The sequence below is a fragment of the Paramylibacter ulvae genome (genome assembly GCF_014652655.1).
GTDB classification, from domain to species: domain Bacteria; phylum Pseudomonadota; class Alphaproteobacteria; order Rhodobacterales; family Rhodobacteraceae; genus Amylibacter; species Amylibacter ulvae.
In genome coordinates this window covers 1-16,640 of the sequence record NZ_BMZF01000017.1, presented here as the reverse complement: position 1 = coordinate 16,640, position 16,640 = coordinate 1, and the positions used below count along the sequence as shown (strand labels likewise).

14 protein-coding genes are annotated in these 16,640 nt (G+C 49.1%); 8 read left to right on the top strand and 6 right to left on the bottom strand.

Features of this window, described 5'->3' with window-relative positions:
* Positions 1 to 827: 827 nt before the first annotated feature.
* Entirely contained in the window at positions 828 to 3,386 is a 2,559-nt protein-coding gene (locus tag IE094_RS15405; RefSeq protein ID WP_189641606.1) for a PAS domain-containing protein, read from the bottom strand.
* A 380-nt stretch (positions 3,387 to 3,766) separates the two neighbouring features.
* Positions 3,767 to 4,480, bottom strand: coding sequence for an NYN domain-containing protein (locus IE094_RS15400; RefSeq protein WP_189641605.1), 714 nt, complete (start codon positions 4,478 to 4,480; stop codon positions 3,767 to 3,769).
* Positions 4,481 to 4,679: 199 nt separating this feature from the next.
* Between IE094_RS15400 and IE094_RS15395 the strand changes: the two genes are divergently transcribed.
* The 3 genes from IE094_RS15395 (at position 4,680) to IE094_RS15385 (ending at position 7,368) form a co-directional block, all read left to right on the top strand.
* Positions 4,680 to 5,348 (top strand): ATP-dependent nuclease, encoded by a 669-nt coding sequence (locus IE094_RS15395; protein ID WP_189641604.1) that lies wholly within the window; start codon positions 4,680 to 4,682, stop codon positions 5,346 to 5,348.
* Between the two features lie 6 nt (positions 5,349 to 5,354).
* Positions 5,355 to 5,846, top strand: coding sequence for a hypothetical protein (locus tag IE094_RS15390; RefSeq protein ID WP_189641603.1), 492 nt, complete (start codon positions 5,355 to 5,357; stop codon positions 5,844 to 5,846).
* A 331-nt stretch (positions 5,847 to 6,177) separates the two neighbouring features.
* A complete protein-coding gene (locus IE094_RS15385) occupies positions 6,178 to 7,368 on the top strand; it encodes an Aq_097 family APC-type transporter (protein ID WP_189641602.1) in 1,191 nt (396 codons plus the stop codon).
* Positions 7,369 to 7,519: 151 nt separating this feature from the next.
* Here the strand turns inward: IE094_RS15385 and IE094_RS15380 are convergent, their stop codons facing one another.
* Complete coding sequence (locus IE094_RS15380) at positions 7,520 to 8,152, bottom strand: tyrosine-type recombinase/integrase (protein ID WP_189641601.1); 633 nt, start codon at positions 8,150 to 8,152, stop codon at positions 7,520 to 7,522.
* 147 nt (positions 8,153 to 8,299) lie between these two features.
* The gene (locus tag IE094_RS15375; protein ID WP_189641600.1) at positions 8,300 to 8,797 is read right to left on the bottom strand and encodes a lactoylglutathione lyase family protein; all 498 of its coding nucleotides are present in this window, start codon (positions 8,795 to 8,797) and stop codon (positions 8,300 to 8,302) included.
* A gap of 98 nt (positions 8,798 to 8,895) precedes the next feature.
* Between IE094_RS15375 and IE094_RS15370 the strand changes: the two genes are divergently transcribed.
* On the top strand, positions 8,896 to 9,837 hold the full coding sequence (locus tag IE094_RS15370) for a LysR family transcriptional regulator (protein WP_189641599.1): 942 nt from the start codon (positions 8,896 to 8,898) through the stop codon (positions 9,835 to 9,837).
* A 252-nt stretch (positions 9,838 to 10,089) separates the two neighbouring features.
* Here the strand turns inward: IE094_RS15370 and IE094_RS15365 are convergent, their stop codons facing one another.
* The gene (locus IE094_RS15365) at positions 10,090 to 10,986 is read right to left on the bottom strand and encodes an SDR family NAD(P)-dependent oxidoreductase (protein ID WP_229802389.1); all 897 of its coding nucleotides are present in this window, start codon (positions 10,984 to 10,986) and stop codon (positions 10,090 to 10,092) included.
* A 64-nt stretch (positions 10,987 to 11,050) separates the two neighbouring features.
* Between IE094_RS15365 and IE094_RS15360 the strand changes: the two genes are divergently transcribed.
* The 3 genes from IE094_RS15360 (at position 11,051) to IE094_RS15350 (ending at position 14,461) form a co-directional block, all read left to right on the top strand.
* The gene (locus IE094_RS15360; RefSeq protein WP_189641598.1) at positions 11,051 to 12,052 is read left to right on the top strand and encodes an AraC family transcriptional regulator; all 1,002 of its coding nucleotides are present in this window, start codon (positions 11,051 to 11,053) and stop codon (positions 12,050 to 12,052) included.
* A gap of 697 nt (positions 12,053 to 12,749) precedes the next feature.
* The gene (locus IE094_RS15355; protein ID WP_189641597.1) at positions 12,750 to 13,442 is read left to right on the top strand and encodes a helix-turn-helix transcriptional regulator; all 693 of its coding nucleotides are present in this window, start codon (positions 12,750 to 12,752) and stop codon (positions 13,440 to 13,442) included.
* 557 nt (positions 13,443 to 13,999) lie between these two features.
* Positions 14,000 to 14,461, top strand: coding sequence for a hypothetical protein (locus IE094_RS15350; RefSeq protein ID WP_189641596.1), 462 nt, complete (start codon positions 14,000 to 14,002; stop codon positions 14,459 to 14,461).
* A gap of 369 nt (positions 14,462 to 14,830) precedes the next feature.
* Here the strand turns inward: IE094_RS15350 and IE094_RS15345 are convergent, their stop codons facing one another.
* Positions 14,831 to 15,730 (bottom strand): LysR family transcriptional regulator, encoded by a 900-nt coding sequence (locus IE094_RS15345; protein ID WP_229802388.1) that lies wholly within the window; start codon positions 15,728 to 15,730, stop codon positions 14,831 to 14,833.
* A gap of 115 nt (positions 15,731 to 15,845) precedes the next feature.
* Between IE094_RS15345 and IE094_RS15340 the strand changes: the two genes are divergently transcribed.
* Positions 15,846 to 16,274 (top strand): DoxX family protein, encoded by a 429-nt coding sequence (locus IE094_RS15340; protein WP_189641595.1) that lies wholly within the window; start codon positions 15,846 to 15,848, stop codon positions 16,272 to 16,274.
* Positions 16,275 to 16,640 lie beyond the last annotated feature (366 nt).

The window sequence follows — 16,640 nt, the reverse complement described above, 5'->3', positions numbered from 1 at the left end:
TGGGTGTGACCGCAGATGGGTTCGAAATCTTCACTAATTCAAAAAAAGGGCCTTCATGCACCCGGTGTTGAAATTAAAAAAGCAGTGTCTTAACCGTCTTTTGTGCGTCCCGCAGCATCGGTTGAAATGGGCTCAAAGCTGTCATTTGCAGCCAAGACCTTTAATGTCAATTATGGGCTGCAAGCATCCCCGACCCCTTTTTGAATTCAAATCCAGAAAAAAATTTCAAACACACATCCCCCAAAATACTCCCTAAACTCTAACCATCCCTCCTTTTTCATTCCTTCCTCTTCCTTTTTTCTTCCTACCCTTTCCCATTACTAGTATCTAATCCCCTCTTCCCCTCTCCAACAGACAGACACAGACATCCAAAGAAGGTCCGATACCGAAACAACAAACACGACGACCGGGCCCACGCTGCCTACGGTGTGAACCACACCCTGTTACCCCGTGATTAAGGCGCACCGGGGCTAGCGTCCACGACACCCACAACACCCGACAGAAACTGGGGCCCTTTTTGGGGTCCTTTTACTCTGAGGCCCCTACAACCCAGCCGCAAAGCCTCAGTGCAGGGTACTCGATGGGGGTGGCTATCGGTGGAGGCGTACTGTCTGTCTGCGGGGCAGGTAGTTAGCAAAGGGAATAGATACTAGTAATGGGAAAGGCTTGAGGGGAAAAAAGGAAGGGATGGTTAGAGCAAGAGGAAGTATTGTGGGGATGTGGATTTGAGTAGCCCGGAAATTCAGTTCTAAGAAGGCTGAAGGTGCTTTGGGGGCAAAACCTCCATTTGATGATAGTGAAGCGAATGGGTTGTCAAAATATTAATTCTACTTGGGGAACCGTCTAGCTAATAACTTTTCAATGGCAGCGAATAGTTTTGCACGTCCAACCGGTTTCATCAGGCGAATGTCCTCAGGACGCAAACCATTACCATGAACAGTTGCCTCGCTGGCGTAACCCGACATAAACACAACAGGTAAATCCGGGTGATCTTCGCGAATCGCTCGGGCCAGCGTCGTACCCTGAAGGTTACCTGGCATGACAATATCTGTTAGCAAAAGGTCAAAATACGGGTTCGCATCGAAAATCTCTTTTGCTTGGTCCCCCGAGCTTGCCTGTGTCACAGCATACCCTGCATTCGTCAGGTTCGCGACGATAACACGCAAGACTTCTGGCTCATCTTCAACAACAAGTATTTTGCCGCTCCCTGTTATTGTTTCGACTGATCTGACTTTCTGTTTCTCGATGAACTTATCCTCGCTTGCAAATGCCGGAAAATATAGCTTGAATGATGTTCCTACGCCGATTTCTGAATAAACCTGCACAGTTCCGCCTGATTGACGCATAAACCCATCAACCATGGAAAGCCCCAGCCCCGAGCCGGTTCCAGGTGCCTTGGTTGAAAAGAATGGCTCAAAAATGCTGGTGAGTTTGTGGGTTGGTATGCCATGACCTGTATCCGAAACTGATAACATGACGTACCGGCCAGGCTCCAATTGTTCTTCGTGAACATCTATATAATCATCACCAATGGTAACATTGGCAGTCTCAATGGTAAGCACCCCCGCGTTCTCCATCGCGTCTCGTGCGTTCAAAATCAAATTCAACAATGCGCTTTCGGTGGAACTGGGGTCTGCCTCGACCTGCCAAAGCCCTTTTGATAGAGACATCTTAATTGAAATGGTCGCCGGAAGGGTTTGAGATGTCCAATCTTTAGTATCACGCACCAGCTTGTTCAAGTCGATAGCTTTGGGGGCCAATTGCGCCTTACGGGCGAAAGCCAACATATTGCGGGTAAGGTTACTCCCGCGTTGAATAGCAGCAATCCCTTTGTCGATTAGTTCGAAATGCTCTTCATTTGAAAGCTTATCACGAAGCAACTCCAAATTGCCGAGTACGATCGCCAAAAGATTGTTAAAGTCATGCGCTACACCGCCAGTTAGCTGGCCAATGCTTTCGTTTTTCTGCGCGCGATGTGCCATTCTAGCTTGCTCTGTTAACCTGCTTTGGGCATCAACTTGTTTCGTAACGTCAAGAAAAAGGCCATCCATATAGACAACATTGTCTGCTTTGTGGGTTGCAGTTACCCGTCCCTCTAACCACTTTACGTTGCCATACCTGTCGGTAATTTTAAAACGGCGCGTAAAATCATCAAGTTTTGTGGCGGCATCCGCCATGGCATCATACATGTCATCAAGATCAGCTGGATCATGGGCCCTCACCAAAATCCCGCTATCTTTGGTCATCTCTAGCGAGGTGTAACCCCAAATGTCCTCACATTGATCGGATATGTAAGTCAAATTGAATTTGTTGTTGCCCATATAATTAAAGCTCATAAACACGCCAGGAAGGTTGTTCGCGACCCCGGCAATACGGGCCTCTGAAATAGAGTATTTACGTTCGACTTCTCGAATTTCGGATACATCAGCCACTACACCGATGATTTTTTTTACTTTTCCATCATTAGCACGATCAACAAACCAATTGGCCTGGACAAAAACGATCTCCCCATTAGGTCGCACAATACGGTATGCGTATTCCGGCGAAGACGAAGTATCGTTCCACAAGGCAGCAAAAGTCTTCTTTGTTACCTCAAGGTCGTCAGGGTGAATCAGTGATAGCCATTCTTTTACGCTTATATCTCCGCTGTCACGATCCAGACCACAGATAGCCATCGTTCCGCTGTCAAAATACAGTGTCTCGGAATCAGCAATAGCGACGAAAACACCTAACCCGGCTGACTTGGTTGCTAGCTCGAACTTTGAGACATATGTGGCAATTGATACGTTTTTTTCGGCCCAATATTTTGAATACTTAATCACGATGGACGTCGCAATGACAGACAGTACACCAGTGCTAAACAACGAAAACGCATTTGTCATGGACCATTGCATTTCTGAAGAATTAAATATCCAGATGGATGAAATTAGGAAAAATGATTGAATCGAAAGAAAGCCAAAAATTGAGGCTAATATAACCTTCGCGTTTATGTCCAGCCAATGTTGATACGGCCGCAGGTAACCTACAAGAACACCTAGGAACGGTAGTGATGCAGACGTTACGCCTGCGAGAATTGGAGACGGCCCGCCATTCCAAACCTGAGAAGATAATCCAATCAGGCTTGCAACAATGGCTGCGAATGGTCCGCCAAGGTAGCCTGCCAAAATCAATGGCCCCGCGCTAAAGTCGACATCTAACGGAAAGGCGGTGTCACTTGTAATGCTTGGGTGTGAAATAAATAGGAAGATGATGGTTCCAAGTGCGGAACCGATAAATATGCTTCGACGAAACGAAATTTTGTGTGATATTGTTGCTGAAAAAGTCGTGTAGGTGACAAATCCTATCAAAAGAAAGTACGCAAAATTTTGAATAAAAGCGAGGTGCATAGTTCAACTTTTTATGGCGTTTTAATATCTTTGATGTATTTGGCCTTGTTCGTCAAATGGTTTGACCTTCCCAAGGCAGAACTCCATAGCTTTGTATTTTTCACATTAGCCTAGTCGCGAAATGTTGAGATTTTACATTAACGGTTCTCTAAGGGGCGGGGCAAGGTTACTAAGAAGGGAATAAATAACAGTAACAGGAAAGGTAGGAGCCAAAGCTTCAAGTATTTTTTTAGCTCACGTTTTCCATTTTATCAGATGGCCGACACCAATAGTCGGAATGGTTAGAGGAAGAAGAAAATGGGGATACTTAGAGTTATTGTTGGGAATTAAAGCCCCCCATATTTTGGATTAAGCAAATGATAAAAATTGGACTGGCCCAGCTAGCTCACCTGCCGAACGTACAGGGTTTGATTGGTCTTGCGAATGTCAAATGGGCTGAGACTACCGACAAGTTCACTGAGTTTTTTGTATCCGTAGGTGCGAGTGTCAAAATCTGAATTGGCAGCAATAATTTGCTTACCTAGAGCTGAAAGTGAATACCAGTCATCATCTTGTTCAATTTTTTCCATTGCTGAAATAATTAATGGAATTGCATTTTTTGCAGGCTTTTTGTTGTTTTTAGTTCGCTTCCCATTCTCTGCGGGTGCTGGTTCTTCTACTATATTCTCTACAAGCACAAATCGGTTGCAAACATTACGCAAGCTTTCAGGTGTCTTGCTTTCACCAATACCAATAACCTCTAAACCTTGTTCACGTATACGGTTAGCAAGAGCTGTAAAATCGCTATCAGAGCTAACCAAAACAAACCCGTCGAAACGGCCTGCATGTAAGATATCCATCGCATCAATTACCAAACCGATGTCACTGGCATTTTTACCTTTGGTATTTGCTGTTTCCTGATGCGCTACCAATCCAAGTTCGCGAACAGTTTCAGCCCAGCCCCTAAGTTGCCCACTTGACCAATCTCCGTAAACGCGTCGCAACGCCAGCTCACCAAACGTTGCTATCTCTTTTAGGATTGGTGCAGCGTGTTTCGCTGGAATATTGTCCGCATCGATTAACACCGCATAAAGTGGTCTGTTTCGCTTAAGCATTTAATTTCCTTTAGTAACGGCCCTAATGTAGGAGGGTTTATGTAGTAATCTAGTACTTTCGGTGGCTCTTCAAGCCCTGTAGTATAGTTGCAATCTATACTATTACATCGATAGTGCTTTTTGGTGCGATTGTTGCAAGTAAAAGCTTCGGCCCCATCAAAACCACAGCCCTGCACGCAACGAATGCCGTGTTATCTACATGATCCCTGCAAAACGCACACTCGGCCTCACGGGGGAGAACTTTGAAGACCTAAGTGGCCGCGGGTTGATTGACCACCTCGCCACTTTGCAAAACCCTGCTTGGAACAAACAAGAAGACCGAGAAAAGTTCAGACGTATCACCGATTTTCTCAGAACCGTCACAGGTAAATCGGATGCAACCCTAGAGGTCCCAAGTGGTAGAGAGCATCTGCTCGTACACATGGATGACAAAGTGCTTCCACTTGCCTCACTTGGGACTGGTATTCACGAAGTTATTCTGATCGCTGCCTTTTGCACGATTTACGATAAAAGCATAATGTGTCTCGAGGAACCTGAAATTCATTTACATCCATTGCTCCAAAGAAAATTAATCAATTACCTTAAGGACCACACATCAAGCCAATATTTCATAGCGACCCACTCATCGGCGTTTGTCGACACACCAAATGCTAACGTATTCCACGTCACGAATGATGGCCAGCAAACCCGAATTCAAGCAGTAGTCACTGCTGAAGACCGTGGACAAATCCTAGATGACCTTGGTTATCAGGCGTCGGACATTTTGCAAACAAACTCCGTTATTTGGGTCGAAGGCCCATCTGACAGAACTTACTTAAATCATTGGATCAATGCGGTAGATACTCGATTAATAGAAGGCATCCACTAAACTATTATGTTCTATGGCGGTGGGCTTATCAGCCACCTCAGCGCATCAGATGATGCGTTGAACGAGTTTATCGCCCTGCGAAAGCTAAATAGGCACATGGCTATAGTTCTCGACAGCGACAAGGGGGACGACGAAAGCGAGCTCAAGCCACATGCGCAGCGGATTGTAACAGAGATGAGCGAAGGAGCAGGTGTCGTGTGGGTGACCGCTGGTCGTGAAATTGAGAATTACGTTGATGGGGGCGAGCTTCAATCGGCTTTGAAAACACTCCACCCGCGATTATACAAGAAAGCAGGTAAGACTGGCCAATACGACCATGCATTCTACTTTTTTCGCGAAAATCCGAATGGTTCAGGCAAGCAAATCACTTACAAAGGCGGAGACAAAGTTGGTGCAGCAGCGATAGTCTGTAACAAACCAATTGACTTGGATACTTTGGATTTGAGGGAGAAGATTAATGAGCTTGTCGAAATGATACGCAAGGCAAATAGTCTTTAGCGAGTTTTTTGCACTGCGACCTCCCAATTTTTATAATTGATGCGATACGCACGAATGCCGAGTTCGATTGGCTGCACTGCAGCATTGGAATGGTCTACCGAAAGTCCAGTTTGGGCCGAACGCGGACACTGAGTAAATGAAGACAACTTTATCGGACCAATAACGGCTTTGGGCCGTTCTTATTTGCGTTGATAGCACCCACAGGCAAAATGCTGCCGCCGATTTAATGGAGGCAGTGAGCCCGAATTTAACCAATGCTGTGACCTACACAAATGACTGCTTTTGAATTTGGAGGGTTACTCTGCCGGAAAACACGTGTATTTCTCGCACCATGTTGAATGCTCTTATTCTCGCAACGGTCACTTTCGCTGGGGCGGTAATGATTTGGCCCCGGCTCTCAAATGCGAGAGTCTGGCGTGCAACCATCACCCCTTTGGCGTCGATAATTGGGAGCGGGTTTCTGGTTCTGGGGCCCATCCTTGATGTCAGCTACGGAGGGTATGCACCTTTTGTGATGGTTGGCCTCTGTGCGGTTGCTTATCTTTTCGGCGGTGCAATCAGATTCAACATCGCGGACATTGACCGACAGCCGCTTTCGTCTCAAGTTGTTAACACACTTGAAGTCATGTCATCCTGCGTCCTTGCCTTCGCCTTTGTGGTTTCAGTTGCCTACTATCTAAACCTTTTTGGGGCGTTCGGTGTTAGCTTGACGCAGCTGAACGACGCCTTCCACGCCAACATGCTGACGAGTTCAGTGTTCCTCCTGATCTTGTTTACAGGAATGACGCGCGGCTTTTCGGCGCTTGAACGAATGGAGCAGGTTTCTGTCGGTTTGAAGCTGGCCATCATCGCAGGCCTTTTATTTGGGCTTGCAGTCCATTTTGGCAATACAGCAGGGCAACACGTGCTACACTTTGATGAACCGCGTGTCACAGGCTGGGCGGGGATCACGCTTATGGCTGGATTGATCGTAACCGTCCAAGGGTTTGAAACATCGCGCTATCTGGGTGGAACTTATGACGCCGCCATGCGTATCAGGTCCATGCGCTTGGCGCAGTTGCTATCCACCGCCATTTACAGTGTGTATATCGTGTTATTAACCTATGCGTTCGAGTCAGATCCACTCTCTTTAGACGAAACCGCGATCATCGACCTTATGCAGGTCGTTGCCCCAATCCTGCCGCTGCTATTGGTCGTGGCGGCACTGAGCGCCCAGTTTAGCGCCGCAATTGCAGATACAAGTGGATCAGGGGGCCTGATTGCAGAGGTTAGCAGAGGTGTAGTGTCCGAAAAGTTAGCCTATGCGTTGCTGGTCTGTATCGGACTTGTGCTTACTTGGACTGCCAATATCTTCGAGATCATTAGCTATGCGTCGCGGGCATTCGCGCTTTACTACGCTTTACAATCGACGATCGCCACGATCCGTGCCGCTAGGTCCGGCCATCCTGCACGAACAGTTATCTTCGCGGTCTTGGCTTTGCTCGGCGTAGGCATCGCAGTATTTGGCACCCCGGTTGAATGAAAAGCGGGCATTGCTCTGCTAAAGGCGAAGGTCAGCCTTGTCCCATCTACCGTCCTTCGGTAGCCCAAGATGCTGCACCATGCACGAATGGCCGATTTAACTGGTCGCACCGCAGCATCCCGAACCAACTGCCAATGACAGCTTTTGAACATCAAATTTCGATGGCTTCTGCGATAGTCAGCGCATCTTCAAGCTCAACGCCAAGATACCGCACCGTGCTGTCCATCTTGGTATGACCCAATAGTAGCTGAACCGCTCGTAAGTTACCGGTTTTCTTATAAATCTGCGTGACTTTCGTGCGTCGCATCGAATGAGTTCCATAAGCTGTCACTTCCAAACCAATAGACGAGACCCAGTGCCGCACAATCCGCGCATATTGACGGGTTGAGATGTGCAAGCGCTCGTGAAAACGCCCTGGCCAAAGGTACTCGGACCCGACCATCATTGGTTCTTCCATCCACTTTGCGAGCGAGGCTCTGGTCCCTTCGGTTATCTCGAAGCGAACGGGTTTCTGGGTTTTGCTTTGCAACACTGACGCCCGCTCTCTGATCTGGCCGGACGCCATTATATTGACCACCTTCATTTTGACCAAATCGCAGCCGCGCAACTTGCTGTCGATGGCCAGATTGAACAGCGCAAGATCGCGATAGTTCTCAGCCAGCTCGAGCCTTACACGGATCGCCCAGACGTGTTTGGGCTTGAGCGGCCGTTTCTGGCCGACGATCCGGCCTTTGTTCCAGGCTGGACGTACTGCGCGAATGGCGGGTAAATTCGGTGTTTGCATGATGTATCCTTTGATCCGCCACGCCCTCCCACATCGACAACCCAACGTTGACAAAACATTATATCACAGGATTTCGCATAGCGTCCGAGGTTTGCTTTGAGCCCAGGGTGCCGACATTCACTTGCAATGTGAATGCCGGCTTCTGGCTTAGGAGTACGCACCGTTAGAGTATGTCAGTTCATAGCTGTGACTGTAGAGTTCAAAGACGATCCCAAAGGGGTCTTCGACATAAACCATGCGATATGGTTTCTCGTCGGGAAAATATTCGCGAATGGGCATGCGTTGCTTGCCGCCAGCCGCGACGATTTTAACCAGTAGATCCTCAAGATTCGGATCCTGAATAGCAAAGTGAAACGTGCCGTGTTGTCTGAAGTTGAGGTTGTCGCCCGGTGCCTCGTGCGCTTCAAATTCGAACAGTTCAAACCCGATACGATCAGCCGTCGCTAAGTGCGCGATGCGCATGTGCCCCCAACCTTTGCCAAAAACGTCCGTGCACATCTGGCCAATGTCGCTGTCGTCTTCAATAATGATCGTAGGTTCCATGATGACATAGAAGCCAAGAACGTCGCCGTAGAATTTGATCGCCTTGTCCAAATCTGGAACAGATAAGCCGATATGAGAGAATGAGCGTGGCGTTGGTTGCATAGTGTTTCCTTTCAAGAGTGTTGAAAGAGAATTAGATGGACTGCTCCCGTATTAAAAATTATCATTTTGTATGATTTTCATAATTTTATGAGGCACCCATGCTAAACGCCACGTGGTTGGATACCTTTACGACGCTATGCGACGTCGGGCATTTTACACGGACGGCGGAGCTGTTGGGGATGACCCAGCCTGGTGTTTCGCAGCATTTGCACAAACTAGCGTCCCAAGTCGGAAAACCGCTGATATCAAAGGATGGGAAGTCCTTCACGCTCACCCCAGCTGGTGAAGCTGTGCTGGCCATCGGCCTTGCGCGACGTCAGCAAGAACGCGCACTGCAAGACACGATCAATATTGATGATCCACACGTAGGCGACATCAGCATTGGGTGTTCCGGCAGCTTTGCCATGTGGCTCTATCCGCATATTCTTGATCGGATGCATCATGCGCCAGAGCTTGTGATCAGAGTTACAGCTGCTCCACATATGAGCATTGTGACATCTGTTCTGAGTGGCGAATTTGATCTGGGGGTCGTCGCTGAACCAATCAACCATCCTCGACTGGAGGCAATTGAATTGACCCGTGAAGAGTTGTGTTTGGTTGTTCCACGATCCCTTGCCGGACAAGATTTTGACCTCCACCGCCTGAACGAGCTTGGCTTTGTCGCGCATCCAGACGGATACGCATATGCGGATGATCTTTTTTCGCTGAACTTCCCAAAAGACTTCAAAGGCGCTGATCGGTTGAGGGTAAGGACTTTCGTCAACCAGATCGGCCAAATTCCCATCCCAGTAGCGGAGGGACTGGGATACACAATATTGCCAAAATCCGGCGTGGACGCCTTTGTTAGAAAGAAGGAGCTGGCAATCATTCAACTTCCAAAACAACGCTACCACGATCTGTGGGTGATTTCTCGTAAGGGTCGGAGTGAAATCGCGCGTATCGCTGAATTGAGAGACTTCATTTGCCTTGCCGTATCTGCTTTGGAAGCACGTTTTTTTGATGTAACAGACCAAATGGATATGACGACAACAGATAGATGACTTTTATCAGAGTATAGTGAATGACATCTTCGTCCCGCACAACGGACGCTGAGCTAAATGAAGACAACTTTATCGGACCAATGTCGGCTAAGGGCCGTTCACGTCGATCGAAACAAATGGGCGGGAAGCGGACGCTCGGTTAATAGAAGTCTATTCGTTAGTTCAATGTAACGAAAGACTGCTTTGAGCCCAAAGTGATGGATGCTGCAGAGCGGCGAAACGACCGCTGTCTCCAGCAACCGCATTTGCATCTTATGCCCGTAGCCGGTTTACGAAGAGATCGTTGTCTTCGATTTCTGTGCGGGCAGATTTAAGTTCATCCACATCCCAGTTTGCCGACAGATAGCGACCCTTTGCCCAATCGGCCTGTCCGCTGGCGAGCCAGACGATGAAACAGGCGGCGAGATCGGGCGTGTCGACCAAGTATTCGTGCATTTCCTCGGGCATGTTGTGCCCAAGCTCCGTCGCGACGCCACCCGGGTGAACGGCGAAGCACTTGATTCCGTCCTCGCCGTGGTCTGACTGAACAAACTCGCAAAGCCGATTTATGGCATGTTTGGACGTTTGGTAGTCAGACGCCCCCGTCATCAGAAGCTGTGCACCGATCGACGACATCAGGATCAGGTGGCCGCCGCTTTGCCCCGCACTGTCATGCCGTTTCGCGCTATCGATCAAATGCGGCAGCGCGTAGCGAGCGATGTGGTAGGTGCCTTGCATGTTTACTTCCCAATTTTTCCACCAGGACGCTGGGTCAGATTCACCGATTTTTACCCAAGGGCCAAGAAACCCGGCATTGGCGTCAGCGACATCAATACCGCCAAACTGCGCGACACAATCTACAACAGATGCAGCAACTTGATCAGCAAGGGTGACATCGCAAACCGAATAGGCGGTTTTGGTGACTGGATTTGTCTCTGCGATGAGTGTGCATGTCTCTTGCAAGTCGGTTTCGGAGCGCGCAGTTAAATACACCGCCGCAGCTCCGGCTTGAGCAAACGCAATTGCTGTCGCCTGACCGATGCCACGAGACGCACCTGCGATAAAGACAACTTTTCCCTCGGCGCTGCCGCTCAACGTGCTTTTGGAATCAATCAAGGGGTACCGATCGTGATGGGTTGTGAAATCGCGAAACTGATCTTGGATGGACATTCATCGCTCCTGAAAATTATATGTTGTTCTATTCATACAGATACTACGCCAGGGATGGCCTTGCATGCCGAATTCTACCAAAAATCTGCCAAATCCTACAATCTGTAAGAAATATGGTGCAGCATTCTATCTGTCGAGTAAAGATGACTGCATGACTATCGATGATGGGACAATACCCGTGACGGAGCTTATCGACCTCTGCGCCCCTGATGGAGCCGTGGCGCTTTCACCGCCACCGGCGGTATGTATTTATCGGCGCAACGAACCAAGTGCTCTCGAAGCGCATTTATACGAACCCGTGCTCTGTATGGTGCTTCAGGGGGCGAAAATGATGCGCTCCGGTGAACAATCCGTCCATGTCAGCACGGGAGACGCGCTGGTGGTCAGCCAACATTTACCTGTGATGTCTCGCATTACACAGGCCTCACCCCAGGAACCCTACCTCGCAATCGTATTGTCACTGAACCTCACCACCTTGCGCGAACTTTACGCGCAACTCGATGGCCTTCAAGATCACGAGAAATCGGACGGAGCATTCAGCTGCTCGCCGTCGGACGCGGCATGGATCGACCCTTTACATCGCTATCTGGACATGGCCCGAGACCCAACAACCCTGTTCGTGCTCGGTCCCCAATTGCTGCGGGAAATCCATTTTCGGTTGCTGACGTCATCGACCGGGGCACTTCTTCGTGGTCTTCTTGCAACGGACAGCTACGCCAGCCGGATTTCCAGATCCATTGTTGTGATCCGTCAACAGTTGTCGGCTCCCTTGCGAGTTCCGGAGATCGCAGAACAGATCGGCATGAGCAATTCCGCCTTTCATACGCACTTCAAAAAGGTGACGGGCACCACCCCATTACAGTATCAAAAGAACCTGCGTTTGATCACGGGGATGGATTTGCTCGAGCACAGCGGCTGCACTGTCGCATCAGCGGCTTACGAGGTGGGATACGAGAGCCCCACGCATTTCAGTCGTGACTACAAACGGAAATTTGGCCAGAACCCGAGCGCGTCAAAGCGCCTGAGCGAAAGACGCCCAAACGAGTCTTCGCGTAGTTCTGCTTAGGGGTCGAGGCAGACATCAATGCCCAAGCGACTAACGCCCGCTTTGTCCGCTTAGCGGACATTTAGTCAAAATCTAAATTGGTCGCTTACGGCCCAATTCGGCGGACCTTGTCGCGAAATCTATCCAACGACCGTAGCCAGCCCTCATCAATTGGATGGAAATACTGTCACTGTCACTTTGTCCCCGCTGCCGACTGTGATGCGAACCACAAGAAGGACCGATTTTAATCTTCCTTGTGAGTAGTTATAATATAGCAAAAAAGAGGTGGGTTAAAGTTGGATGGTCGCGCTGAGCGAAGATTTGGAATTCGGAGTAATTACATCCTAACGCTTCCAAGTTGACGATGGCTGCAATGAAGATTTTATCTGCGTCAGGAACGATTTAGCTAAGGTTTGTGACCAGTTGTAGACAGCAACAATTTTGATATCCGCCTGAATAATACGATTGGCGCGCGCGCATGCTTTGGTGATGGATGTTCGCTTAGATCTACACTTCGTTGTAGTGCTGCCTCTTGCTCCAATTCCCAACTTCGCAGTTGCTCTGGTTTTGAACATTGTCTCAATTTTAAGACATTTTCAGTGGCGTAGTCATAGTAGTTCATGAGATATCTCCCTTTTTTGAGTATCTCAAAACCCCACTGACATACTGTTGTCAGGAGGCTATGTTATGATGTCAGTAGAAAACTACGGGGCACGTTATGAACCGATCTAATCGACTGTTCGAAATCATTCAGATTCTAAGAGCCAGCTCGAAGCCCATCACGGCGGAGGAACTTGGCCAGAAACTTGAAGTGTCCACGAGAACTATTTATCGCGATATTTCTGCACTCCAAACCATGCAAACTCCTATCGAAGGAGAAGCCGGTATCGGCTATGTAATGAGACGAGGCTATGATCTTCCACCGCTAAATTTTGATCAAGAAGAAATCGAGGCCTTGAGAGTTGGGCTGCTTTTGCTCGCAAGGACAGGAGACAGCATGTTGCAACGTGCGGCTTCTCGAATTTTTGAAAAAGTTGACGTTCTTCATGGTCCAGCTGAGTGGCTGCAGGTTTCTCCGTGGGGAGCCCCTGTTGATGATCCCGATCGCGGGTGCATATCAATTTCTACGCTACGAAACGCAATTCGTGGCGAGCACAAACTGAGCCTTATCTATCGAGATGAAAATGGCAACGAAACTTGCCGCATAGTTCGTCCAATTGCTCTATCCTATCGGTCTACTTGTATTCTTTTGGCCGGCTGGTGTGAGCTAAGAGCAGGTTTTAGACATTTTAGAACAGACCGAATTTACGGCTGCGAGCAATTGGTAGAACGCTTTGTTGGAGAAGGGGAAATATTGCGGAGCTTATGGCTCGAAAACAACCAACTTATTCGAGAGGACACCCAATTGTAGACCAAGTAAATCAAACCAAGGGCTCTACTAAAACTGGAGGGAACTTGGGGCGGAGGCCACAAAGGTTTTTGGAACAAGATTTTTCAATGCTCACAAGCGCATGGTTGCCAGTGACCAAAACGACCGTTTTTGCCACTATGCTATATATTGAGCACATACTTCGACTGCACTTGACAAATCATTTAAGACGCGTCATTTATGACGTATCTTAAATGGAGAAAACGAATGAATTACGACGCTGGGCGCTTCAGCACAACATTTGTTAACGAGGGTGGCAAGGAGATTTGGGATTTCTTAGTCAGACCCGAGAACATCATCCGCATGGAAACGGCGACATATCTCTCCCGTCCTGCCATTGAGCCGCTTTCGCCTTTTCTTATTGAGCGATTTGGTGACCGTGCGAGACAGGACCGACTTAAGCAGATGATGGGGCACATGGTTAGGCAAATAATGGAGAGTAGAGGATGCGTTCTACAGCAGGGCAACGTTAAGATAAGCAGTGCAAATAGCATCTTTTCCAGAGCGTCTCGCTACGCAGTTAAAAGCGGGACTTCGTGATGTCAAAAAATCGAAAACTCCTTGATATTATCGCCACTTGCGATGACGAGAAGAAGCTACAAAATTGGATTTCCAATGCAAACCGGGAAGGTGCTGAAGAAATCGAAGATGCTGCGCGAAGACGTCGTATCGAAGTTCGGGCAGCAAAAGACATTGATGATCCGAATGACCCAGTTGTCCAGGACTTCTGGAAGAGCATCACCGCCTTGGAGAACGAGCTTAGTGAGGAGCGGCGTAAAACTATTAGATTGAGCCGAACTCGCCAGAAGATCGCAAGAGTTGGTGTAGAGAAGACCCTTGCCGACTTGGCCCTTCAGGCTCAGCCGTCAGACGGTTATCGCCTTCTCAAAGCGACAGGCATGCTTGATCTAAGCGCCGAAGCTGTTGTCCTGCGTTATCCGAAGAGGTTTACGCAAAAAGTATTGGTGGCCGCACGATTGCGATTGAAACCGGAAGAGTAGGCAACGAAAATTGAAAACTGGTTGCGTTTTTGTTTACGGTAACAAACCCCTGTTTTTGACGCGTCGATTTTAGTCGGAAATATTTAAGGAAGCTTGAAAGCGATCATTGGAGCGGCCGCAGCGAAAGTTGGCAAGGTCCGCATTGCGGACATTGGCTTCCCATAGGACACCCTTTGTTGGCAAATGGCAGCTATGGGGGACAAAGCTGCCATCGACACTCTTGGTTTGAACGGCCGCTATACACGCCTTTCGCCAGCCGCAAAAAAACAACGACGAGAATAGGGCCATCGCTGTAGTCTGCGATGCGCGGCACCATTTTGTTAACCAAAAAGTTTGGCCGCCTAGGTCACACAATTGGTCGTCGATAAACTACTTCAAAACGGCGGAGAAACCATCCGGCCCGGCCAAGAAATCCAAAAAGCTTCTTACCTTCGCAGGCAGATAGCTGCGGTCAGCATAGATGGCCTGAATGTGTAATTTTGGCCATGCGATCTCGGGCAATACGGTTTCAAGTCGACCGTCTTTCACGTCGTTCTGGGCTGACCAGTTTGGAAGCATGGCAAAGCCCATGCCAGCTACTGCCGCTTGGTGAAGAATGCTTTCGTTGGAGCTTACCAAAATCGGCCTGAGTTTGATATCCAACCCTTTTTCGCCACCAAATCTGATACGACCGTCCGCTGCAACTTGAGAATAAGCAAGCATCGGGGCGTTGATCAGATCTTCTGGGGTTTTGGGGCGGCCAAATCTGTCCAGGAATGCAGGCGCCGCCGCCAATTGGAACGTGACTTCTGCCAGTTTTCGCGCGATCAAACCCTCGTCCAACTTGAAAGCAACACGCAGCGCCAGATCGATAGCCTCTTCGACCATGTTGATTTTGCGGCCGCTCAGGTCGACATCAAAAGTCACATGCGGGTTTTGCTGATGATAGGCGGTCAGGATTTGCGCAAAGGCTGGATTGGACATCCAAACAGGCATCGACATTCTGAGCGTACCGCGCGGTGACAGGCTGTCGGAGGTTAATTGCGCCTCAGCTTCGGCCAAGCCATCAAGCAAAGGGCGGATCGTCAGCAAGTACTGCGCGCCTGCCTCGGTCAGACTCACATTCCGGCTATTGCGATTGAGCAGGCGAGCGCCGACGCGCGCCTCGACGTGTTTGACGTGTTTGCTGGTCATCGCAGGCGAGATATTCAGGCGCTCTGCCACGGCAGAGAAGTTCTTGTGTTCTGCAACTTCGGCAAAAACACGCAGGCTTAGAAGTGTGTCCATCATCAACTCACAGTAAATAGTAGATAAACAAATAGCCCAATGATGTCATCAATGGAAATGTTTATTCCTATTCTTATCATAACGCGCTGCATAAGCGATTTTTTGGAAAGAAAACGACATGACAACGATTGACACAAACCCCGTGCAGACCAGCAAGGGCTGGAATATTGGCCTGTGGGTCGCCCAAGCCCTATTGGCTGCGATGTTCCTGATGGCAGGCGCTACCAAGCTGATGACCGGATCGGCTGAATTGGTCGCGATGGGCATGGGCTGGGCCGAAAACGCGCCCTTCTTGCTGATTAAATTCATTGGCCTTGCCGAGGTCGCAGGCGCGCTTGGTCTGATCCTGCCATCTGCAACACGCTTCTTGCCACACCTGACGAAATGGGCTGCAGCTGGTCTTGCCGTGATCATGGTTCTGGCCGCTGGCCTGCACATCACACGCGGTGAGTTCGAAGTTGTGCCTATGAACGTGATCCTGTTCGCACTGGCCGCTTTGGTGATTTGGGGACGCACGAACAAAGCGCCTATCGCACCGCGCGCTTAGTCCAACTCAACGCGCCCCGGTTTATCCCGCCGGGGCGCTCTTTTTCTTCAAAAGGTTGCCCCCATGCTCCATTCCATGCCCGCTAGCAATACAAACGTGCCCCCGCACAGCGATCGCCTGTCTTGGGGATCGGTCGAACTTCAGGTGACCGACCTTGATCGTGCGGTTGAGTTCTGGACCTTGGCATTGGGGCTGATCGAACGCGATTTTAAAGCGCCCGGGGTTTCTTTGGGAACAGAGTGTCTAACGTCAGCACCTTTGGGACATACCTGAGCATTTGAATAATGGAGGATTTCTGGTTCATCTTAACAATTAGGAGTTAAGCATGACAAAGAAATCAGGGCAGTCGAAAGCGGCTGCAGATAA